Below are 22,642 nucleotides of genomic sequence, written 5' to 3'. Positions count from 1 at the left end.
GTGATGGAATATGCCTTACTCGTATTTGTGAGCCTCGTTACCGGTTATGCACTGTGTTATGTGTCAATGCGTAAGGAACAGAGCGAACCGGCTGTTAAGGAATCACATGATCCGAAAGAGGTAATGGTCAAACGCGTTCGATCAAGTATGCGCAGCCCGTTGAAAACTACAAAGACCGAATACGACAAGTACAAGACAAACGGTAGCGAGTTGTACAGTCCGGTTAAGCCGGCCAATAAACAAAAAGACGAAGTGGAATTAGGGCGCTGATGAGCGTCTTTTTTAGTTGGAGGTGAGAACGTGGACAGTTTACCGAAAGAGTTGCAAACGAATAACGATTATGGCGCCAGACGGCGCGACGTAATGAGTGATGTGGATATCGAATTAGCTGAACGGTATTTAGATTATTTTCGCAGCTCATACATGGATAAAGACAATCGCGGCCTGTTCGATAAATGGGAAATGATCGATCTGTACTGGGAAGGTGAAGCGCATCCTCCAGAAAGCGACAATGATCCAGGTAGCAATACCAATATCGTCAATCCGAACGTAGAGGGACAAGTTGCATACCTTGTTGATCAGAATATTTCGATTTCAACAAAGGGACGCGGCCCGAGCGATGTTCCATTTTCCAATACAGCTCGTACATTGTTGGAGTTCGTTAAGGAAAAGAACAAGCTTAAACGTAAGCTGGACGTACATGAACGCCGGCGCGAAAAGTTCGGGACTGGTATTTTTCGTGTACTCTTTGATCCGGATATGCTGGACGGAATGGGTTTGCCGGTAATCGAACCATGTAATCCTGCGTACGTCTTCACGGATCCCAACATCACGGACATTTACAAAGTGCAAGAAGGCCGATTCGCGATCGAAATCATGAATAAATCTCTGTCGTGGGCAAAAGAGAACTACGACGAAGATTTAGTCGCAGCGATAGAACCGGGATACGAGCCGATGGAAACGAATTATATCTTCGGCGAAGAAGACGGCGAATCGGACGAGATCAGCAAAGACCATTACATGCATATGCTTGTTTTCACAAGACATAAAGGGGAAATACGACTCGTTGAAATGTCCGGTTGTGGTGTCATCCTGCGAGATACAGCGAAGAAGAAAAAGCCTGAGAAGGAAGACAAGGAAGAAGCTGTGAAGGATACGGAAGACGGCGACGAACTTCCGGACGACGATGCGACCAATGAGATTTATTTTCCTGACAGCAGGTATCCATACTTTTTAACACCTGATATGTATCGCGAGGGGACTGTATGGGCTAAGGGAACCGCTGAGTTGCTGGTTAATACGCAGGACCTGATTGATGATTTGGACGATCAGATTCGCATTAATGCACGTTTGACAGGTAATCCGCAGCGTGAAGTTCATGTAAACAGCGGCGTTGATCCAGATAAGCTGACGAATGAACCAGGATTAGCTATTCCAGTTAATGAATCGGGTGGATTGAAGTTCCTTGAGCCTCCGACAATGCCGCAATATATAATGGATCGTCGTAATCAGGCGTTAGGGATGGAACGCCAAATCGTCAGCCGGTTCGGTGATCAGCAAGTCGGCGTTAAACAACAAGGCGTAGACACCGCTACAGAATCGTTGAGCCTACAACAGGGAGCAAATTCGGGTATCAATCACAAGAAGGCTTTGCTGGAGGAAACGTTATCCGAGGTATTCGAGTACTGCCTGGACTTGATTCAAGAGTATTGGACAGAGGAAGAAGCGTTTCGGATCACGGAAAAGGAAGATGACTTCTTATTCTTCCGTCCGTCGAGCTTGCGCGAGATTCCAAAGCTTATCCCAGCGACCGATTCATATAAAACGCGCTTTATGGAGAATTTCCCTGATGCTGAAAATACGCCGAAATATATGCAACTCATGAATGGTTCAGAGCCGGTTACTAAACAAGCAGCTTTCGACGTTACTGTTTCAGTAGGGGCAGGGCTTCCGAACAATCCTGCATTCGTATATAACCTCATCAAAGAGGCTCACAAGGATCAGGCAATCAACCAAACGGAATATCGCAGGATGCTTGCAGATTACACCGGATTGCCTATTGAGAGCGAAATGCAGCCTGATATGAGTCAGATACAGCAAATGATCCAGCAGATGGCACAGCAAGCCATTCAAAGCGCTATGATGGGTGTCGCGCCGGCTGTAGGGGCGGATATAGCGCAGAATGGATTGCCTCAGCAGAATCCTAATGTTATGGGAATGAGCCCTGGTGGAAGTCCAGCATTAAGTGTTGTTCAAGGTGGTGGAATGTAATGATTAACCGTATGGGAGTAGCAGAATACAAACGTCATGCAGGATCACATCACTGGATTGCGAACAATGGTGGTGCTGACAAACATATCGAGCATCCGATCTGCCCGAGGTGCGAAAAGATTGCGCTACGCGGCAATGGACGCAAAGGAAGTTGGGAAAAGGACCGTATCGCATGTTGTCCTTCCTGCGGATGGCATGGAAAGACAACAACACGATTGAACGAATATCTACAAAATCAGATGTACAGGAGTTGATCGAATGCATTTAAACACGACACAATGCTGCAATCATACATTTACCGGAAGTGATATCAAAGGTCGATTGCTCAATCAGATAAATTTGTTTGGCACAGACGACAAGCACCTATACGGTGGTAACGTTAAACGCTTCGCTGAAACCTCGTGCCCCGAATGTGGTAAGGAATATTATCTCTGGTTGAAGCAGAAAGGCCAAACATGGCGAGTTCTGACAATCAGCGATAAGAATCCTCCAGTTCAAGAAGAGCAAACACAACCGAAGAGACGCGGTAGACAACCAAACCAATCCTAGTCGCCTAGAAGCGGCTTTTTCTTTTGCCTAGTGACGGCATAGAGTCACGTTTCGGTCAGCATAGACCGTCCAAAAAAGCCATGTTATCTGTTCATGCGAAAAACAGTATAACGAGGTGGCCGCGATAAAGCCAAGGAGGACATTTTATGAAACAACCGATTAATATGAATCTTCAACTTTTCGCAGGTGAAACGTCCGTGGAAATGGGCGGTGTTACATTCGAGATCGATCCAAGTGAATTACAAGATAGACCAGAGCCGCGAATGGGTGACGATGGATCCATTGAGATTGACGAGGAAAGAGAAGGCGATGAGGATGAAAGGTTCGATGAAGACGAAGAAGAACTGCACCGTGAATCCGGGAGTTATCAGCTCAGCGGTGAAGAACATGAAGATCGGCGGCGGGAAGAGGAAGTAAAGCCGGAGAAAGACAACAGCGCAGCGAAAGCAGCTATAGCCGAACGAAAGAAATGGCAGGCGAAGCTAGAGGAAGAAAAGAAGAAATCAGCTGCTACAGAAAAGCTGATGAAGCTTGTCGGCGTTACTAGCCTTGATGATTTGCAGGCCAAGCTTGATGCAGTTCAAGCTCAGCGAATCGCACAGGAAAGCGGAATTACACCGCAACAAGCACAGGTTCAAGTGCAGCAACAGCGAGAGCTCGAAGAAATGCGCAGGGATATTCGCAATCAGAAGTTTGAAGCAGAAGCAACTCGCCTTAAAACTGATCCATTCTTTGCAGACATCGATCATTACCGCGAAGAGTACCAGGAGATTGCTGAACGAACCGGTCAGTCGCTTGAGGATGTTTATTGGGCCAAGCGTGGACGCGAACGTATGAAGGAACGTGAGCGTGAGATTGAACAAACGCTTCAGGCTAATCGTTCAAAGAAACAAGCGGCAAAGGTGGATACGTCTGTGAGTGGTGGAACTAAACAAAAACCGAAAAGCACGTTGACTCCTGATCAGATGGCTATCGCAAAATTGGCAGGAATGAAGCCGGAAGAGTATGCAAAATACATTAAAAAGTGAGGTAATCATACATGGCAAGACGACTCGTTTTGAAGGGCTCTCTGAATGGCACAGATCAGATTCTAAGAGAGTTCCCAGTTGGAGATAGCCAGAATATCAAGCGCGGCGATATCGTCGTTCTAACGTCAAATAAAGCAGTAATTGCAGCGGACGCCGCAGCTGCCGGAACTGTGCTAGGTGTTTCCGATACGGATATTGTGACGACAACCGCGACGGCTGCAGATGTTATCAAGGTCGATATCAATCCAGCATCGATTTATCGCGCGGCTTACATTGGCGCTGCTACGCCTGCTATCGGCAATAAGTATGATATGGGCGGCGCAGCATATCAATTCGACGCTGACGATACAACCGGCGGATGGATTCAAGTGGTTGGTAACGTTGATACAGCAGCAAAAGAAGCAGACATTATCCTGACTAACCGTGTATTCGGTATTGCCTAAGAGGGGGAACTAATCCATGAAACTTACTCGTGATAATTTCCAAGAACTATTGACGCCGATCCATAAAAAGATAATTGCCGATGAATATGCAATGATTCCAGAACAATACCCGACGATTTTCAAGGTTGGTACGATGGATAAGAAAGATCAAACGTATCCGCACATGGGGGCGTTTGGTAGATGGTCGCAAAATACTGAGGGCAACACAATCAACGAAGATGAAATGAGCGAAGGAGAAGTTGCAAGCTTCGAAGCTCAACGGCGTGACAAAGGATACACAGTCACGTGGGAGCTTACGAAAGATGACCTGTACGGTGTTCTTGGTGGTCGTGGTGTAGGTGGATCCGCCAAACAATTAGCACGTGGTCTTCGTAATACTTTGGAGCGTGATGCAGCAAACGTTCTGAATAACGGTTTTGCAAACACAGGATACGATGGAGCGGCATTATTCTCCAATTCTCATCCACTGGTTGATTCGTCTAGTGTAGGCGATAACTTGACTACGGGCGCCCTTACGCCTGGTAATTTGAAGCTCGGACAGACACTCATGCGCAATCAGGTAAACCAAGCCGGAATCAAAATTCAAGCTCGTGCTAAACGTCTTATCACAGGGCCAGATTTGGAATTCACTGCGCTGGAGATTACAAAATCGACAAATCAGGCGTTTGAAATGTCCAATACGAAAAACGTCATTGAGGGGCTTCTCCCTATCGTTATGGATGAAATCGACGGTGATTCGTGGTTCCTGCAGGATCCTAACATCGATAACCTGCTGTTCCTTTTCCGTGAACGGCCTTGGTACGATAGCCAGAAGCTGCAGAAGTCGGTAGACTTCTTCATGTTCGGATTCACCCGTTATGATGTCGGCTACTGTGACTACCTCGGCCTTGTAGGTAGCCAAGGAGCATAAGGGGGGATATCCAGTGGCTAACACGAAAATCGTCTTAAATGACGGTCTAACGCTGTTTAAAGAGGTCGTCGCCAACACAACAGCAACAATCGATCCTGCATCGATGGCGACAGTTACCGGTTCGCTTTCGAGTGGACTCACTGTAACCGGAGCAGCATTCGGTGATCATGTCATTTTAACGGCTCCGTACGATTTGCAAGGAGTCATTGCCAGCGGATTCGTATCAGCGGCCAATACAGTGAAGGTATCATTCTTCAACCCGACAGGAGGTACGATCGATCTTGCAAGCGGATCGTATAAAATCCTTGTTGTACGTTTCTAAAGTTAGCGGAGGGGCTTTTGCCTCTCCTTTTTTTATATCTGGAGGTGGCTTATGGGTGCGTACCATAACGAGATATTGACTGTATTGCCAAGCGCAGCAAGAACGACAGCGCAATCAAGTCAAGACTTCGAGAACTTTCATAATCGCGGTGTTAAGGTTGTTGTCGATATTACTGCCGTAACGGGATCACCGATTCTGACGGTTAAAATACAAGGCAAAGATCATACGAGTGGAAAATACTATGACATTCTCACGAGTGCAGCATTGACGGCACAAGGAACAACTGTACTGACAGTTTATCCTGGTGTAACTCCTGTAACAAACGTAACGATCGACAATGTTATTCCCCGTTTCTGGAGAGTCAGCGTTACGGTAGGGAATTCAGATAGTGCCACATATTCCATTGGCGCTTGTACGATTCGATAAGGCGGTGATGATATGCCTACAGTAAGTGAATTGATGGCCGCGAATATATCTAATGCTCAGACAAACGTCCAAGCTTGGGGAGATATCATCATCAATGTCAAGTCATATGGAGCCAAAGGTGATGGAATATCCGATGATACAGTGGCAATTCAGAAGGCAATAAACGCAGCTAATAAAGTTGGAAAACACGAAATCGAGTTCCCAGCGGGAACGTACAAATATACGACACTAACGAACACTGCAGGCATCGTTTTTGTCGGCGATGGTGTAACGCTGATCGGCAGCACGCCGATGCCACTTACTTCGCTTGCTGCGCTTTCGGCGGATGTTGCGCAGCGCGCGATCAATATTATGTCAGCACCATTCAATGCAAAAGGAGATGGCGTGACAGATGATACGGCGGCGATTAGAGCAGCCATACGGGAAGCAATTGATAGTAAAAATCAAGTATTTATCCCCGCTGGAACATTCCTTGTGACAAGTAATATCTTATCAGTCGAAAGGGACAATGCCTCCAGGGTTTCTGGATTATCAATTATGGGAGTTGGAAACATTGGTTCTGTTTTAAAATTCGTCCCCACCTCAAATGATGCAGTCCTCTTTGATTTAACGAACGTATGGCATAGTATATTTCAAGATTTTAAAGTTGAAGGTGTTGGTGAAAAGGGAATAGGTATGCGCTTGGGTGATCCAACAATACGAACGGTTGACTCAGCAACTTATAATTGCGATTTCACCAATCTGTACTTTAGAAATTTAGATTTTGGAATAAGAACCTATTATGGCTGGGGTAATTCTTTTATCAATTTGAAAACAAGATACTGCAATAAAGGAATGGTTGCATACGGTGGATCAAACTCATTCACTGCTTACAATGCTGAAGCTTGCTACGAATACGGAATAAAAATTATTGGTGAACTCGTCGGTAATGGTTCTGATACAACAGTTTCATTTAACGGTTTTATCATCGAAAGCAATCCAATTGGAATGATCATCGATAGCGGAAATGTAGTCATTAATAACGGATATTTTGAATCAAACCCAACTGCTAATATACAAGCAGGAGTAAATGGAACGTCTGTTGCTAGTATAGTAATAAACGGGATGCACAATGGTAGCTATGGTAAGTTCATTTTTAATGACGTTAATACACTTTCCATAAACGGTGTTAGCGGATATACAGTATATAACCAATTCCGAATATCGAATAAGGTAAAATCATTGAGTATTTCAGAGTCAAGCCAAATGGTTACTTATCCTTTAGCTACTTATATACAAACAATTAACTCAACAATGAAAAAGGCTACCCCAATAATCTCAAATGATTTACAAAATATAAACGCGTTTGCAAGCCCATTGCCCTTGGACTTTTCTGGAGCCGTGCAGATGAGGCCAGCTTTAACGACAGGAAGTTTGGTTACGTTTAACGGTAAGAAAGCGATAAAGTATGTCGCTACTAGTGGCACGTTTAATGGCATGTACATGTTTCTAGATTTTACAAACCGATATTTGAAGTTATATAAAAAAATAAAGGTGAAAACTAGGTTATACATTGACACTACTACTTTTTCTAGTATTTCTAACAGTAGAATGTATTCTAAGGTGCAAATAAACTATTTGGATAATATGTCTGCAGCTAAATCTAAAGCGTTTTACGAACCAAATCCTGATGATCCAACTAATACAACTTACAACATAAGGGACAATCATATTTCACATGTCGTAAGATTAGACTTGGATGAAATGATAGCTACGATACCAGATTACGGTTCGTTACAAAATATATACATCTATTATTATCCAATTGTAACGGCAGCTGGAGGAGAAACTTTTTATTTCGAAGGGGTTGAAATCTACCCAAACACTGAAGTTAAGGACGTTTTGCTGGATAGTGTAAATGTAAATCCGTTTAACTTGCCTGTAATAATATCACCGAATGGGACAAGGTACCAGTTGACCGTTACGGACGCCGGTGTATTGACAGCATCCGCAATTACCTAACTGTTCTTCAGGACCAAACTGTGCAATAGAGAAGAGGTGTTTCGATGTCGACTGTTCAACAAATTCTAACTAACGTAAAGTTGTACAGGAGTACATTCAAAGATTCACAAATTATTCAGTGGATAGACACGACTCAACGGCAAATATTCCAAGACGTACCTCACGAGGCTCCTCCATATGTTTTCACAACCATAGTCGGATTTGCATTCTACGCACTTCCTGTTGACTGCGACCCACTTGGAGTTAAGCAAATTACAATCGAGACAAAAGCCGGCAGCGAACGATACATTGAATTAAAGTTTTTGTCTATCGAATCAACGCAACAAATAAGCGCGCTTGATAAGTTTTATACGATTCAAGGAAACGAAAATATTTTTCTGAATCCAATGCCTGATGCTGCTTCAGCAGGAAAAAAGGTATATGTCGTTTACAACAAGCGTCCTGCGAGCTTAACGGACGTATCTCAAATACCTGAGCTTGAAGAAGACTTTCACGAATTGCTGGATCTTGGGGCGAAAGCAAGAGTAGCAAGGGAACGCGGCGAGATTATTGACCATAATAACTTCATGACCGACTTCAACATGCTGTTCCTGAAGTACGAGAAGCGTTACAAGCAATCATTGCCTGAATACTATTCAGTCCGAGATACCATGCCAAGAAAGCGAAGAGGTACAGTATACACGAGGTTCGGAGGCACTAATCGATATTCTCTCGTTCCCGATGATCTGAGGTGATGTAATGGGCGTAATGTACCAAGAAGGCAATAACCGAAAGCTAAGAGGAGAGAATACATTTGAGGGAGGGCTGAATCAAGGTGCCTCCCTTTTTGCTGTGAATGATAACGAAACGACTGAGGAATATGGTTTCGATACCGATAATTACCCTGCTCTGACGGTCAGAAAGGGCCGTACAACCTACGGATCGAGCGGAATCGCTGTTACCTATCTGCTGACGAACTATGGCAATACGCACCTTGTACGCGCCGTAGGAACGACATTGCAGTATTGGAATGGATCGGCGTGGACACCAATCATCGGAACGTTTACAGCGGTGGATTGGGATGCGACAAACTTCAATGGAAAGCTCATTCTGACAAACGGGACCGACAATGTGAAATCGTGGAACGGCACGACGTTGAGCGATTTGAACGTGTCAGATGCGCCGAAAGGGAAGTATATAGCGAACAATACACTGCGGGTGTTCATGGCGAAGGACAGCACGATTTACTTTTCAAAATACCTGGATGAAACGAACTGGTCTGATCCTGATTCAGCCGGCTTCTTTGAGTACTATACGCCGAATGGTGGGAATGTAACGGCCTTAAAGCTGTTTACCAACACCATCATCGCCTTCAAGAAAGACGCTATGGCCGAGATTGTTGGTACTGGTGAGACAACCCAAAAGCACCGGCTACTTGAGATATCGAGTTCGATCGGATGCGTGAGTTTCAAAACCATCCAGCTTATAAACGAGCAGATGTACTTTCTCGGCGAACGCGACGTTTATATCTATAATGGCGGACGTCCTTCCCCGATTGGTCAGAAGATTCGCGCGTACCTGAATAGCATCAATCCGGCTCATGTGTCAAAATGCTGCGCTTTTACAGACGGTCTAAAGTATTACCTCTGCCTCGTCACAGGAAGCGCCACAGAGCCTAATATACGCCTTGTATTCGATCCAAGATACGGCATATGGCGTGTATGTGCATTGGACGAAAACTATCGCTATGGCGCGTTTCTGAACGGCTTTCCATACGTGGGTGATAGCAGCGGACAAGCCTTCAAAGAACTGGACGGTACGACAAACGCAGGCAGTCCAATCGCATGGAGTGTTACAACGAAACCGTTCGATGAAGGTATGCCGGAAGCAGAGAAGACTTATCTCGACCTTCACATACAAGGATTGTTCCAAACTGGGACAACTCTTACGTCCAGTGTGTCAACTCAGGATCGCGGCAGTTCGTTTCAAACGATCAACTTCGACCCTACTGCGTTCGCTGATTACGCACAAAGCTTTAATTGCGTAATACCGCTTGATACGGTGCCCCTAACCTTCAAGACGAGGTTTAGACTTACTGGAACGGGGCCGGTTCAAATCGAGCGATTACAGCGCTATTACAGAGTGCAAAGAGTACAGAGATAGGAGAGGTTTTATATGCCGGTACCATCATTCTCGAATGTAGGTGAAAACTTAACGGTCCAGCAGCTGACGGATTTTGTTTACGGACATATACGTAAATTGAATGATTTCCTTGCACATCTTGATACGTTGAATGTCGACGAATTGAATGCAAACGTGATTATTGCCGGTTCAATTTCTACGGATAAACTGGCTGCTGAATCGATAACAACTGAAAAAATAGCAGCAGGTGCCGTGACTGCTGAAAAAATTACTGTAAACGAATTGTCGGCTATTACTGCGAACTTGGGCACTATTACAGCAGGCAGCATAACAACAAATGCTCAGATTGACGTCGGTACAAATGCCACTATTGGCGATAACCTCTACATGAATGAAACGTCTCCAACCTCTAAAGGAATTATTTTTAATAACCAAGGTGGCGGATATTCGGCCCGAATATCTGTGCTTAGTGGAGATATGGGTTTAAATGTGGATGGTCATATAACTATGACGATCGGAAGCTCGCAAGGTTTAGTTGTAAACCAAAAAGTAACGGCTTCTGGATTTGAAGCATTATCAGGAGTAGTGCAAGCGAATTACATCAATGCTATTGGAACATTGTCGGCCGGAAATGGTGCATCAGGAACTTTTTACGTAGCTTCTTCACTTGGAGGACCGATAGATACGGAAGTGACAGTATCGAGTGGAATTATAACTTCAATCACATAATTGGTGGTGGTTATGACAATGATGAAAGTTCTTTTATATATTATATTGTCCATTATTTTTATGGACGGTGATGATAGTAATGTTCGAGAGTCAGATATTAAGCCCAAAATTGCAAAAGAAATGATAGGAAACGCCGTCTACTGTGAACGACAAGTCATTGATGGTCCGTGTGTTGCGAGGATAAGAGAATAATTCAATGAGGCGCCGTTTAATTGACGGCATCTTTTTATTTCCCTGGGGGTGAAAGCATGGCAGACGAAATGTACAACGTAGGAGTGCGTAAATCACTGAATGACTGGGGTGTAACGGATGAACGTATCGGCTACGATCCAAACACAGGAAGTGTTTCCATTGATGGTAAAAACGTGTTTAAGCCGCAAGCGAATCGTGGTGGCAGCACATTTACAGATCAATCCACGCTAAATAGCATTCGAGGCAATGTAAACCAATTAAATAACGCTTATAACGTGCAGCAGAGCGTATTGAATCCACAGCAGACTGTAAACCCTTATGATCAACAGTTCAATGACCTGCTTACTCAAATCAGGAATCAAGTTACGAATCCCACAGCGATCGATCGTAACTCAATCTACCAATCGCCTGATTACGCAGCACAACAAGCACAGGTTCAGAAACAAGCAGGACAGGCCATTAGATCCGGTCAAGAGGCGTTAGGTACTTCTGGTATGGCAAGATCAAGCGACCTCGCTAGACTTGCTCAGAATGCGCAGAATGATGCGAATACGTACCTTGAAACGCAGGTTGTGCCGCAACTAATCGCAGCAGAGCAAGCGAAGCAACAGCAGCAACTAGGGAATCTTATGAGCCTTATCGGTGTCCTCGGGCAGCAACAGGGACTATATGATACTCGCGGTCAGAATCAATTTAGGAATCAGTTTGATGTGCTTGATTTCATGACGAATCAAGGGAATCGCGCTGAAGATGTTGCATATAGGAATCAGACTCGTGCAGAAGACGTGGCATATCGTGATAAACGTGATGAAATTGGGGATCAAAGGTACGATCAGGAGACGGCCTACAAGAAAGAGCGTGATGCTGTTGCGGATCAACAATTGGCTGAAGAAAAAGCATACCGAGCTCAGCGGGATAGCGAAGAGGATCGCCGTTGGTGGACGAATTACGAACGAGAAGGACAACAATTCGCAGCTCAGCAAGGCTTACAGTGGGCGCAGCTTAATCAACGCCAAAAAGAGTTTGTTGCTGATCAGGCATATAAGGAAAAGGCTCTTGCTGCTCAAAATGATCCTGATAATATCGATAACCGATACAAGGAAGCCCAGCTTAAAAAAATGTCTCTAGAGAATGAACAAAACTCCACTCCTGCGATTGATGAGTACGATTTGATTGCCGTTGAAGGTATGGCAAAAGATTCCGGTTTAAATATCAACAAGGCTAAACCAGAGGAAATCAAAACGTTTGTTGCCGGCCTGAAAAGCAAGTACGGATGGGATACGTCCGAAGCAAATGCGGTCAATAGCTATCTGTTGAGTAAGAGTGGCGGATTATCACAACAACCATCAGAAAGTTTCTTAGAATCACTCATACCATCCGTTGAAGGAACACGTAAATCAGTTCAATCAAACGTTGATGCCGTAAAGGGGATTCCACAAGGTATTCAAAACTATGGTCAATTCTGGGCTGACTATTTTAAGGATGTAAACTTAAACCCGTTAAAGCTTTTCCAATGAAAGTAGGTGCAGCAAATGGGGTTGTTTGATAAGAATGTTAGACGTTCAGGTAGAGGGCTTTTTTCATCTACTGAGGACAACAAGTATGACATTGAAAAAGTAAACAAACAAATCGAAAACGCCCGCACTCGAATAGAGGATGCGGGCTATACACAGAAAGATGCTGACAGGCGTAACTGGTTCGAGAAGGCGACAAACCTTCCTCAAGGCCAGAACGCTTTTTTTGATGTCCTAGAACTGCTTGGTCGCCCCGGTAGTGCTGTGGTAAATGCGGTTAATACAGGGATAAAAGGCGGTGACGCACTACAAGGAGCTTGGCGCGGATTCTCCGGTCAGGATCGAACACGTGGCGCTGACCTGGCTGAGACACTTGGCGTAGAAAACAAGTTCGGAAAGTTTGCTCTCGGTACTGGATTGGATATCGCACTAGATCCAACAACATATATTCCTGGTGCTGTGTTTGCAAAAGGCGCTTCATTGGCAGGTAAAGGCATTGCAGGAACAGGAAGAGCGGCTTTAGGTGCTGCGGAAAGAGTTGCGCCAGAGTTTACCCAGAATGCGATTAGACCGGCCTTAGAAGGCACAAGAGACGCATTAGGACGCATGTTTGTTCCTGATTATAAGTTAGGAGAAACATTGACTGGCGAGGCAGACGATACGATCAAAAACTTAAAACAAAAAACCGAGAACGACATACGATTCCAAACGGAAGAAAGTATGAAGCGAATAGCCGATACTGCAACATTGGCCGGCGGAATCGATAAAGGTACAGATGTCGGAAGAATACTCGAGAAGGATTTGCGTCAGTTTGAAGACGCGAAAGGCTACGAATTCCCTGATGGCGTAAGGAGAACAACAGAGAAACAAGAATTGCTTGATGAAATACTTGCTAATCGCAACACGATCAAGGAGCTCGGGAAAGAACTTCAAACATTTAAACGGGAATCTCCAGCACCAGCAACTAAACAAGCAGACCAACAAGCCGCGAAGAATGTTGAAGAAACTTCTGTTCCTAAGGTAAATGAAGCTGATGCGTTAAGCGATGATGAACTAAAGAAGATTCTCAAGCAATCGGGATCTACTGATGCTGAAATTGAAAAGCTGTTCAAACCAAAACAACCTGCATCAGCGGCTGATAACATCCCTGTTGAGGATATATCTCGCGCTTTAACACGAACAGCTCAAGGGGAGTATAAGCAACTAATCAGCCAGACGGTCCAAGAGTTAGAAAAGACCGATAAGGTCATTAGGAAGCAATATTTTTCACGTGAGAACGCAGCATTAAGGCAATTAAATGCAAGGAAGAATAAACCGCTTGATATCGATGAGCTTGCGCAAAGCAAAGCGTTCGGACAAGTATCCGTGAGTCCGGCGTTTAATTACCTCTTGAAGCAGAGAGACGAGTTGAAAACAAGGCTTGATACTCTACGGCTTGAGGAAAAGCAAGCTAAATCTTCAACCATCGATCAAATAAAGCAATTGAAAACAAGAAATGACGAGTTGAAAGAATCCCTCCGCAATCCCGTTATGATGCAGAAGGAAGCTGTGCGTACGGAAAGGGAGATTTCTACAGACCCCGCCGTTCAACAAGCTGCACAAAGTTTGATGGAATCTAACAATGAGATCCGTCAGATGGCTGCTGATAACGGCATTGGCATCAAAGAGCTTGAAGGATATATGACTCATGTGTTGTCGGCCGAAGAACGTAAGCGCCGTAAGAACGTCAAAGCTGTTCCTATGGATCGTGGCAACTCAGGACTTGGACAACCGAACAAAAATGTTGTAAAAGGCCGCGAGCTAATGGGTAGCGTTGAAGATATCAACGAACGCATTGGCCGTAACTTTTTCGAGCCGAATGCTTTTTTCGCTACGGCAATTGGTCAGAAAAAGCTGATTGATTATGCCAATGCAGCAAATTTTCGCCGGCAGGTTTTATCGAATACCAATTTTGCGCGTAAGTTTGAATCGGGAATGGATGTGTCGAAGAATGCGGTAGTCATTGACACGAACAACTATAAATTCATCAACGATGAAGCCGCCAAGGAACTAGGATTAGCAGAGGAAATAGGCGGTCAGTATCTCGTTACAAAGTCCGTCAAACAGGCTCTAGACCGCTATCAGAAGCTTACTTCAGATGAAGGAGTAAATGCCTTCCTGAAGGCTTTCGACACGGCACAGAGTGGATGGAAGCGTCTAGCGCTGTTCTCGGTTCCTTACCACCTAAGAAATGATGTAGGTGCTAAATTCAATAACTGGGTTGGCGGAATGAGCATCCCAAACATTGCAAAGTACACGGCACAAGCGGATAAGGACGTATACAATGCAGTGATTAAAGGTCAAGAAGTTCCTATGTTCAAAGAGTTTCGAGAACAAGGACTTGGATCGACCGGACTATCCGCTGTTGAATATGCAAAACGTGGCGAAGAACCAGAGGAAGCTATACGCCGGACCATTGAAAAGCGTAGTCAATTTGATGGAACACTAGGCGGTCGATTAAAGGCAGAAGCAAAGAGTCTGAAAAATCCGCTTAATGCATTCGAAACGTCTCGAGACTTTGGGGATTTCATCGATCAAACGAACCGATTCGCTCTCTATAAGTGGGCACGTGATAAAGGAATGAACCCAGAGCAAGCAGCTAAAAAGGTTAGAGAGGTTCAATTTGATTACTCCCGCACAACACCTTTTGAAAGCGAAGTAGCCGCACGGATCGCACCATTTTATCGCTGGGTGAGAAACAACATACCGTTCCAACTCAAGCAGTTTGTCAATGATCCAAGAAAGTACGCAAATATCAACAAACTTCGTACAAACGCTCAGGAAGCTGTTGGTATCAATGAAGAAAACGTTCCGGACTGGATGAAGGAAAGTTTCGCAATTCCGGTAACTGGGGAGGATGGAAAAGGTAAATTTCTCGGTTTAGGATTGCCTATTGGAGATCTAACAAAGGTATCTGATCCGCTAAAGATGCTGATTGATAGCACTTCTTCGCTCGTGAAACTGCCGGCTGAATTATCGCTTAACCGTAACTTTTTCTATGACAAGCCGATTGAGAAATTCGAAGGCCAAGAGAAGCAATTTCAAGTACCGTTCGGTGGTCCTGATTTCGGTGTTGACGCAAAGACTGCCTATGTATTGGAGCAATTGCTTGGTCAACCAGGACGCGGTTTATCGGGATACCTGCAGAAGCCGGAAGAAGTGGATCAAGATACAAAGTTCAGAATGCCGACAATGGGCATTTCCAGTATGTTGAAGCCGTTCGACGCTGAACAATCACAATATTATCAGCAGCGAGATGAACTGCAAAATCTTCTTGATTTAATCAGCTATATTGAGCAACAAACCGGCGAACGTCCGAGATCAGTCCAAGAAATTCAGAAAGGAGTCGCTAGATGATCACACACGCCGAAGAAACGATAATAAACGCCGCGGGCCAGCCTGAGAAAGTGCTGGTCCCTTTGCGCTATGAGGATGCAATGAAAGGCTCAGACGAGTTGGTAGAGGTTATAAACATCATAACCAATGGTCACAGACCGGGAGGGAAGATTGCATGAAGTGGACGATGCCCAGCTTTTTAATATCACTCATTACGATGATTGCTGTCGCCTTGAATAACAAATTCCTGTGGAACCTTGATCCGCAGCAGATTATCGCATCCGTCACACTGGCAATCAATTTTGTCGGCGTGACGATCATTGGCGATATTGCAAAACTACGGCGCGGCGAGAATCCGAATTGGAACAGTACGAAGCTATTCACGCTGCTGTTTGCCTGTATCATGATCGGTTTCAGTGAATATGTAGGGATCGAGCTTGATGACGAATCGATATGGTGGATTGCCGGTACAGCTGCGGCATTTATAACCGGTAAGGGGTTCAAGGATATTATTCAAACGAAAGGGGATTTAAAACATGAGCCTACGCAAAATAACATTGGTGGAGGGCCTGCCGTTTAAGGTTCCGCCAATTGAAGATATAACGGATACGCTACCTAAAAAGCAATCGTGGGAGACACTTCCTAACAAGAAGAACATCGTCAAAGGAGTATGGGACAAGACTTATCATACTGGACTGCGTAAGCCGGAAGATATCGATACTATCGTAGTCCATCACTCAGGTTCACCAGAAGGCACGCTACAGGCTCATGCAGGCTCACACAGCCGTAATTGGGGCGCCGGCATAGGATACCATATATCCATTGATAATGGGCGTATATATCAGGTTAACGACCTCCTGACGTTCTCGTTCCACGTAGGCGACCATAATACGTATACGGTTGGAATAGAGGTTAACCGTGACCTCAGTAAAGGGGATCTGACTTCGCAAGAAAGGGAACTGCTTTATGCCGCTATTCTGACGGTAAAAAGCTTGTTGCCGATTAAAGAGATACTCGGACATAATGAGTTGAATAAAACGGCCTGCCCGTGCACGAGTATGAACAGGATTCGTGATGACATCCAACTTCTTGAAAATAAAATGAAGCAGCAAGACACCTGGGAAGCGAAGAAAACCAAGGTCGGAGAGATTGCAAACCAGTATAACTATATGTTCAACCTGATTAATCTAGGTGAGACAGACGGGGATGCTCATTGGGCGATGAATCAGTTGCTTGCGGTTCGTGAAGTATTGAAAGAACGAAAATTGTTAGACTAATACATCAGCCCCGGCACGTTCAATCGCTCGGGGCTTTTTCTTTTGAGTCTAACCAAGCTTGAACTTCTTTGAATAATTCTACAGCTTTATTATGTAATTCAGGAGGCAAAATAAATTTGTCTTCTACTATATATGTCTTCTCGTTCGCAGCAGCGTAGATTGAACTTGTACGTGTTCTATATTTTCCGGTAACTTTCACTTCTGCGATAGCCTCAGCATAAACACTCCCGCGCATGTCCTCCGTACGAATGACCACCTGTTTAGTACTGATATCCATCATCCATATTCCTCTTCTCCCAGTATTTGTTGATTATATTATATGACATTGCTTAAACAACCTCCATTACATATACTATAACCAAACGTACGTTCGTGATAATGAGAAAGAGGATAAATGGTATGATCAATGACACAGAACGAAAAATCCTGTGTATTTTATTAAATTTATACGGGACTGGTTGGGCGTCGTTAAACATAAAACAAATTTGTCGTTACGCTCAACGGACACCGTTTCAAGTCAAGTCAGCAATAAAAAGTTTGCATACAAACAGTTATATTGAAATAGAAGATGGTAAAATGCGAGTTATTCGACCGCGGGCGCTTCCGAATAAAAAACTCGTCCCTAAGTGGCGACCAATTGATTTTTAATTACAGTAATTTCACCTACAACTATAGTGTACTGAAGAATTCGCCCATCTTGAAATGATTGCCACGATGGTTTACAAGCTTACGAAGGATGCCTCTGTCGAGCAGTTAAAGGAAGCAGGGCTAGGCGACCATTACGCAAGCCATGACCGGGCTTTGTTTTACCAGAACGCGTCGGGCGTACCGTGGACGGCAGCTTATATAGCCGCTAAGGGCGATCCTATAGCCGATCTTTATGAAGATATCGCAGCTGAAGAGAAGGCTCGCGCAACCTATCAGTGGTTGATCGACATGACGGATGACGTTGATCTTCAAGACAGCTTGAAGTTTTTACGCGAGCGGGAGATCGTTCACTCGCTGCGTTTCCGAGAAGCCGTGGAAATATTGAAAAGCGAGCGGGATGCGCAGAAAATATTTTAAAAAGAGACCTCTTATAAAAGTCCGGGACGCTACTTCCTGCCCTGGCGGTAACTAGCCTGGACATCCTCACATAAAGGAAGCTTTATACGTGGATACAGTGGGGAGAAACAAGAAAGTCATGGAAGCATTCATTCGCGTTGACGAGCGGATGGAAACTATAAAGCTCCAGGTTCCCGAGGAACTTTTGGAGATAACTCGGATAAATAATACGGTAAATGGTGGTAGCAAATTAAAATGTCACGGATACTAAAAGAAATAGGGAGTTTCGAATAAAAGGCAAGAACGACATTGCAGGTATCATCTACAATGTGCTCGGATATAAAGAAATAAGGAGCCGGTTGCACCCGACTCCTGCAACAAGGCTGTGAATTCCACGGCGCGCATATGAGATTCGAAAACCACCGTAGGCCTCTAACCTTTAAACGGTGGTTTTCTCATTGTCCGTCTACGTATCCATCTAGATAACTTACGCAAGCTGAAGCAAAGGCTCAGTAAAGTGGCAAGTTCCTTGATGAACATGTAAAGCGTACCGAGTGTAATCGTGGCGATCACCTCCTTTACAAGAGGCTGCGCCGCGATCATCCACCGCTATAGTTGCTATACGACGAACACTCTCAATCGAGAGTGTTTTTTTATTACGGGGGTATCTTGGAATGAAAGGGTATTTTACAAATGTTTCTAATAACTAGAGTGGGAATATTAGTATGGAAGCAAAAATATTCATAGCAGTCTTTTTAGCCCTCCTAATATATTTAGGAATTAGGTTCGTTAAATATCCAAAATCTTCATGGAAAAGGTCGTTTCTATCAACAAAAGAACGTGAACCGGAAGAAGCGGATTTAATCATGACCAGGATCTGGGGAGTGGTGTTGATAATTTCTTCATTGATAGGTGTTGTTGTGTTTGTAGTAAAGATAATTTGATGGGTCTTTCCCACCTTAATTATTTGCCTCATCACCCACAATTCTACCTCCCATCAAACATATGTTAATTGAGAGGCTAGAAAGGGGGCTGTCAAGATGTCATCCTATTACTACGAGAGATGCAGAGAGTACCTTAACCGAGATGTTGAAATAACGACCAGGCATGGGAAATACCGCGGCAGGATCGTAAAGGTCGACCGGGATACCGTTTATATCAAATCTCTGCCAAGAAGCGGAGACCGGTATAAAGCTAGAACATCGTTTTTCTTTTTTCCGATAATCCCGCTTGTGTTGTTCGATCTTCTGGCCATCGCTTTAATTAGCGGAGGAGGCTGCGGTTGCGGCTGCGGCTGCGGAAGACGCGGCTGTAACAGATGCTGCGATCGGTGCCGCAATCGGTTTTTTTAACGCATTTCGTGTTCTAGGGGCTGGTTCAAATGCGTTCATATCGTACGGGAACAGCCCGGAAAGAGCAGAAGGACCTCATCATCCGCAACCAAGCGGGGGATGAGGTCTTTTTTTTACGATTGAGTCCATTAAGTCTGATCGGACGATCAATTTCCATCGCGATACGAATGCCCGAGCGAATTAAGCTAAAATCGCGAAACGAGCTTGCCGTTGAGGCCCCGCTGTTGGCTGTAGTCCGAAAATGCCCGCTTGAAGCAAGGAATTGGGGGTCCCTTACCGCTTTAGTTCGAATTCGCCTGCTTGGAGAACGGATTTATCGGTGTGCCGAGCTAAATAGCCGCTCCAGGTGGGCAAATTCGGACTGCAGGCGAGAAAAGAAGGCCAGACGCGTTTCCAAGTGGGCAAATTCGGACTGCAGCGAAGGGAAGTGACGAGCGCAGGAAGAAGGCGTATTAGTCGAAAAAGATGTAACGCCTACGAACCGATGTAACTCAACGGCCCAAGGGATTCATCGCAAGGACCGGCAATACGGATGAATGGAATACACGGTCGAACCAGCGCATGCGGAGTCAGCCTCTTTTCATGAACCTCCGCCTATGGTATATTAGGCAATACCTAATATTTTTAGGCTTAGCCTAATATCGACGGGGAGTGAGCGAATGCTTGTATGGATGCTGCGTGAGATGATGGCCAAAAGAGGAATATGGACGGGGGCTGCGCTTGCCCGATTGCTGCTCGAGAAGGCGGGATACAAGCTTTCCGCTCCTTCGATTCATGCCTTGCTTACGGAACAGCCGAAGCAAATGAAAGCGGAAACGCTTGATGCGCTGTGCACGGCTTTGGAATGCGTGCCGGGCGATTTATGGGTGCATACGCCAACGCGCGTGAAGGGAGCGTGAGAAAAATGTCGGTAAAAACGATCGTGCCGTTCGGCGATCCGATCCTTCGCAAGAAGGCGAAGCCGGTTACGGAGCTGAACGAAAAGATGTTCAAGCTGCTTGACGATATGGCCGAAACGCTTTATGCAGCTGAGGGCAGGGCCGGACTGGCCGCACCGCAGGTCGGTACGCTCCGAAGAGTCGTCGTGATGGATTGCGGCGACGGATTGATCGAGCTCATCAATCCGGAAATCGTCGAGCGTTCGGGCGAGCAGCTGGGGCTGGAAGCTTGCTTGTCGTTTCCGGGTTATTTCGGCGAGGTGAAGCGGGCGAGCGAGGTTACGGTGAGCACCTTAAACCGCAAAGGCGAGACGGTTACGCTTAAAGGGAAGGATTTTCTGGCGCGCTGCTTGCAGCATGAGATCGATCATCTGGACGGCATTTTATACATCGATCATGTACAGGATAATTATCTTTATCAGGAAGAAACGAATAAACGGCTGCCGCTTATCGACGTTCTTCGGCTGGCGAACAAAAACTGAGAACGGCGGCTGCCGATCCTGACGAAAGCTCGTCCATATCTATTGGCATCGTTTTCATGAAAGGGCATAAACATGTAGTATTACGGCTCGAAGGGAGCGGATGCACATGGTTATTGCCTTTCTTCTCATTTGCGGAGTTCTTCTGTTTATCGGCATCGTCTGCTGGCTGGTGGCCATTATGGTGCGCGTCGATACGATCGATTACGACATGGCCTTTCTTTGGGAGCATTACGGCATCGACCGCAAGAAAATCCATTACAAATAACCGCTTTGTACCTTCGTTCTGAAAAAGCATGCTTGCCCCGGCGCGCAGTCCGCTCCTAAACCAAGGTCGGCAGCCGAACGCCGCCATGCCGAACGTTTACGCAGAAAAAACGCCGGTCCGTGAAAGGGCGGCGCTTAATGCGGAACGGGACTGCATATGCGTACCGTTCCGCACCGCCGACCCGGGCGGTTTTTTTCGGCAGCCGATACTTGTTAAACAGGTAATGACGATCAGCGGCGAAGGGACGCCAGCTTTGCCGTTTTGGCTTTTGCCCGCTGCTTCAGCATCCATTCCGCATATTCCAGCGGTCTGACGATAGCTTTCTCGTACGTTTCCGTCTCTTTAATACGTTGAAACACTTCGCGGGCCGGCTTCGGATTCATTTCCAGCAGCCAGACGCCGCCATTCGGATCGACCGCGATATCGAGTGCGATTTCGCATAACGGACGGAATTGTTTTTCACAATGATGGGCCACGTCAAAAGCGAGCTGTTCCATCGACGCCTTAACCTGAGCCGTACGTTCTTTGTCCTTGGAACGGAGCTGCAGCAGCTTCTCCATCGGCACGGCGCTGCCTCCGCCATGAAGATTCGAGGTGATGCTGCGCTCGGGGCCGATGCGCCCCGCACAACCGGTTACTTCCCATTTCCCCTGGCCGTTCTTCTGTATGAGCAGCCGATAATCGTGAACGCGCCCGTCCTTGAGCGTTATCGGAATGCCTTGCTGGATCAGGTACTGTCCGCTTAGCTTCCAATTCGTCAGCCTGCCGGCGATCTCGCTCCTTTTCGCCCGGAACGGTGTCAGTATTCGCCGCTGTCTGTCGCGCCCTTGAACCAAATATTCGTCCTCGCCGACACGTTCGATTCGGATGATGCCTCTTCCACCGGTGCCGTCGGACGGCTTCATGTAAACGAGATCGAATCTGCGGAGAAATTTAGGAATGTCGCTCGCTTGATTGTATTTGACCGTAACCGGCAAGTATTTGCGGATGGCTGCGCTTTTGACGAGCTGCTCGAACATTCCCCACTTGTGCGGCATCGGGTAATTCAGGAACGGGATGTTCCTATAACGGACGCGAAACTGTTTCAGCCGCTCGAACCGATCGGATTTCTGGTATCGACCGCGGTCGTAAATGATTTCGGGGAAGCTGCTCCATCTGCGCTCCCATTTTTGTTTCTCCGTATCGTAGAAGAGACCGTTTATCATCTTGCGCTGCGAGCTGACATCGTCGGGCGTAAAGATCATAACCTCAAGTCCCCGTTTTTCCCCTTGCGTACAAAGCTTTTTGAAGAAGTCGAGCTCCTCCAAATGTTTGTTGCTATCGTAATAAACGGCCAGAACGCCGACCTTTGGTCGGGACATCGATTCCACCACCCCGTGTAAATGCGGTTCCTTGGCTGCTGC

The 22,642-nt window shown here is 45.7% G+C and carries 21 protein-coding genes and 1 pseudogene; 20 read left to right on the top strand and 2 right to left on the bottom strand.

The window, feature by feature from the left end; all coding sequences use genetic code 11:
* The first annotated feature begins 3 nt into the window (after positions 1-3).
* From DQG23_RS04465 to DQG23_RS04390, 15 genes are all read left to right on the top strand, one after another.
* A complete protein-coding gene (locus DQG23_RS04465; protein WP_113029618.1) occupies positions 4-270 on the top strand; it encodes a hypothetical protein in 267 nt (88 codons plus the stop codon).
* A 30-nt stretch (positions 271-300) separates the two neighbouring features.
* The gene (locus DQG23_RS04460) at positions 301-2,271 is read left to right on the top strand and encodes a hypothetical protein (protein WP_113029617.1); all 1,971 of its coding nucleotides are present in this window, start codon (positions 301-303) and stop codon (positions 2,269-2,271) included.
* Positions 2,272-2,966: 695 nt separating this feature from the next.
* The gene (locus DQG23_RS04450) at positions 2,967-3,848 is read left to right on the top strand and encodes a hypothetical protein (protein ID WP_113029615.1); all 882 of its coding nucleotides are present in this window, start codon (positions 2,967-2,969) and stop codon (positions 3,846-3,848) included.
* 11 nt (positions 3,849-3,859) lie between these two features.
* Positions 3,860-4,291 carry a hypothetical protein gene (locus DQG23_RS04445; RefSeq protein WP_113029614.1) on the top strand — a complete coding sequence of 144 codons (432 nt, stop codon included), beginning with the start codon at positions 3,860-3,862 and terminating at the stop codon, positions 4,289-4,291.
* Between the two features lie 16 nt (positions 4,292-4,307).
* Positions 4,308-5,201 (top strand): phage major capsid protein, encoded by an 894-nt coding sequence (locus DQG23_RS04440; RefSeq protein ID WP_113029613.1) that lies wholly within the window; start codon positions 4,308-4,310, stop codon positions 5,199-5,201.
* A 13-nt stretch (positions 5,202-5,214) separates the two neighbouring features.
* On the top strand, positions 5,215-5,523 hold the full coding sequence (locus tag DQG23_RS04435; protein ID WP_113029612.1) for a hypothetical protein: 309 nt from the start codon (positions 5,215-5,217) through the stop codon (positions 5,521-5,523).
* Between the two features lie 51 nt (positions 5,524-5,574).
* The gene (locus DQG23_RS04430; RefSeq protein ID WP_113029611.1) at positions 5,575-5,949 is read left to right on the top strand and encodes a hypothetical protein; all 375 of its coding nucleotides are present in this window, start codon (positions 5,575-5,577) and stop codon (positions 5,947-5,949) included.
* A gap of 12 nt (positions 5,950-5,961) precedes the next feature.
* A complete protein-coding gene (locus tag DQG23_RS04425; RefSeq protein WP_113029610.1) occupies positions 5,962-7,950 on the top strand; it encodes a glycosyl hydrolase family 28-related protein in 1,989 nt (662 codons plus the stop codon).
* 44 nt (positions 7,951-7,994) lie between these two features.
* Positions 7,995-8,684, top strand: coding sequence for a phage adaptor protein (locus DQG23_RS04420; RefSeq protein WP_113029609.1), 690 nt, complete (start codon positions 7,995-7,997; stop codon positions 8,682-8,684).
* Between the two features lie 4 nt (positions 8,685-8,688).
* Positions 8,689-10,092, top strand: a complete 1,404-nt coding sequence (locus DQG23_RS04415) for a hypothetical protein (RefSeq protein ID WP_113029608.1) — start codon at positions 8,689-8,691, stop codon at positions 10,090-10,092.
* 12 nt (positions 10,093-10,104) lie between these two features.
* Positions 10,105-10,800: a hypothetical protein gene (locus DQG23_RS04410; protein ID WP_113029607.1), complete on the top strand. Its 696-nt coding sequence runs from the start codon at positions 10,105-10,107 to the stop codon at positions 10,798-10,800.
* A 248-nt stretch (positions 10,801-11,048) separates the two neighbouring features.
* Entirely contained in the window at positions 11,049-12,509 is a 1,461-nt protein-coding gene (locus DQG23_RS04405) for a DUF4670 domain-containing protein (protein ID WP_113029606.1), read from the top strand.
* A 15-nt stretch (positions 12,510-12,524) separates the two neighbouring features.
* On the top strand, positions 12,525-15,902 hold the full coding sequence (locus DQG23_RS04400) for a coiled-coil domain-containing protein (RefSeq protein WP_113029605.1): 3,378 nt from the start codon (positions 12,525-12,527) through the stop codon (positions 15,900-15,902).
* Between the two features lie 154 nt (positions 15,903-16,056).
* Entirely contained in the window at positions 16,057-16,461 is a 405-nt protein-coding gene (locus DQG23_RS04395) for a hypothetical protein (RefSeq protein ID WP_113029604.1), read from the top strand.
* Positions 16,418-17,158, top strand: coding sequence for a peptidoglycan recognition protein family protein (locus tag DQG23_RS04390; protein ID WP_113029603.1), 741 nt, complete (start codon positions 16,418-16,420; stop codon positions 17,156-17,158). The genes DQG23_RS04395 and DQG23_RS04390 overlap by 44 nt, the downstream gene beginning before the upstream one ends.
* 19 nt (positions 17,159-17,177) lie before the next feature.
* Here the strand turns inward: DQG23_RS04390 and DQG23_RS04385 are convergent, their stop codons facing one another.
* Positions 17,178-17,438, bottom strand: a complete 261-nt coding sequence (locus DQG23_RS04385) for a hypothetical protein (protein WP_113029602.1) — start codon at positions 17,436-17,438, stop codon at positions 17,178-17,180.
* Between the two features lie 398 nt (positions 17,439-17,836).
* On the opposite strand from DQG23_RS04385, the pseudogene DQG23_RS04380 reads away from it, so the two are divergent.
* The 5 genes and pseudogenes from DQG23_RS04380 to DQG23_RS42035 all read left to right on the top strand — a co-directional run.
* A pseudogene (locus tag DQG23_RS04380) lies at positions 17,837-18,223 on the top strand (manganese catalase family protein); the annotation flags it as partial.
* A 704-nt stretch (positions 18,224-18,927) separates the two neighbouring features.
* A complete protein-coding gene (locus DQG23_RS41750) occupies positions 18,928-19,146 on the top strand; it encodes a DUF6199 family natural product biosynthesis protein (RefSeq protein ID WP_146762247.1) in 219 nt (72 codons plus the stop codon).
* Between the two features lie 1,067 nt (positions 19,147-20,213).
* Entirely contained in the window at positions 20,214-20,453 is a 240-nt protein-coding gene (locus DQG23_RS04360) for a helix-turn-helix domain-containing protein (protein ID WP_113029599.1), read from the top strand.
* Between the two features lie 5 nt (positions 20,454-20,458).
* Entirely contained in the window at positions 20,459-20,974 is a 516-nt protein-coding gene (def, locus tag DQG23_RS04355) for a peptide deformylase (protein WP_113029598.1), read from the top strand.
* A 106-nt stretch (positions 20,975-21,080) separates the two neighbouring features.
* Positions 21,081-21,239: a hypothetical protein gene (locus DQG23_RS42035; protein ID WP_158560293.1), complete on the top strand. Its 159-nt coding sequence runs from the start codon at positions 21,081-21,083 to the stop codon at positions 21,237-21,239.
* Between the two features lie 230 nt (positions 21,240-21,469).
* Here DQG23_RS42035 and DQG23_RS04350 read toward each other — a convergent pair whose 3' ends face one another.
* The gene (locus tag DQG23_RS04350; RefSeq protein ID WP_113029597.1) at positions 21,470-22,600 is read right to left on the bottom strand and encodes a YheC/YheD family endospore coat-associated protein; all 1,131 of its coding nucleotides are present in this window, start codon (positions 22,598-22,600) and stop codon (positions 21,470-21,472) included.
* Positions 22,601-22,642: the final 42 nt, after the last annotated feature.

The organism is Paenibacillus contaminans, from assembly GCF_003285015.1.
Lineage (GTDB): Bacteria > Bacillota > Bacilli > Paenibacillales > NBRC-103111 > Paenibacillus_V > Paenibacillus_V contaminans.
The sequence above is the reverse complement of the archived record's forward strand: the minus strand, read 5'-3'. Positions and strand labels throughout refer to the sequence as shown.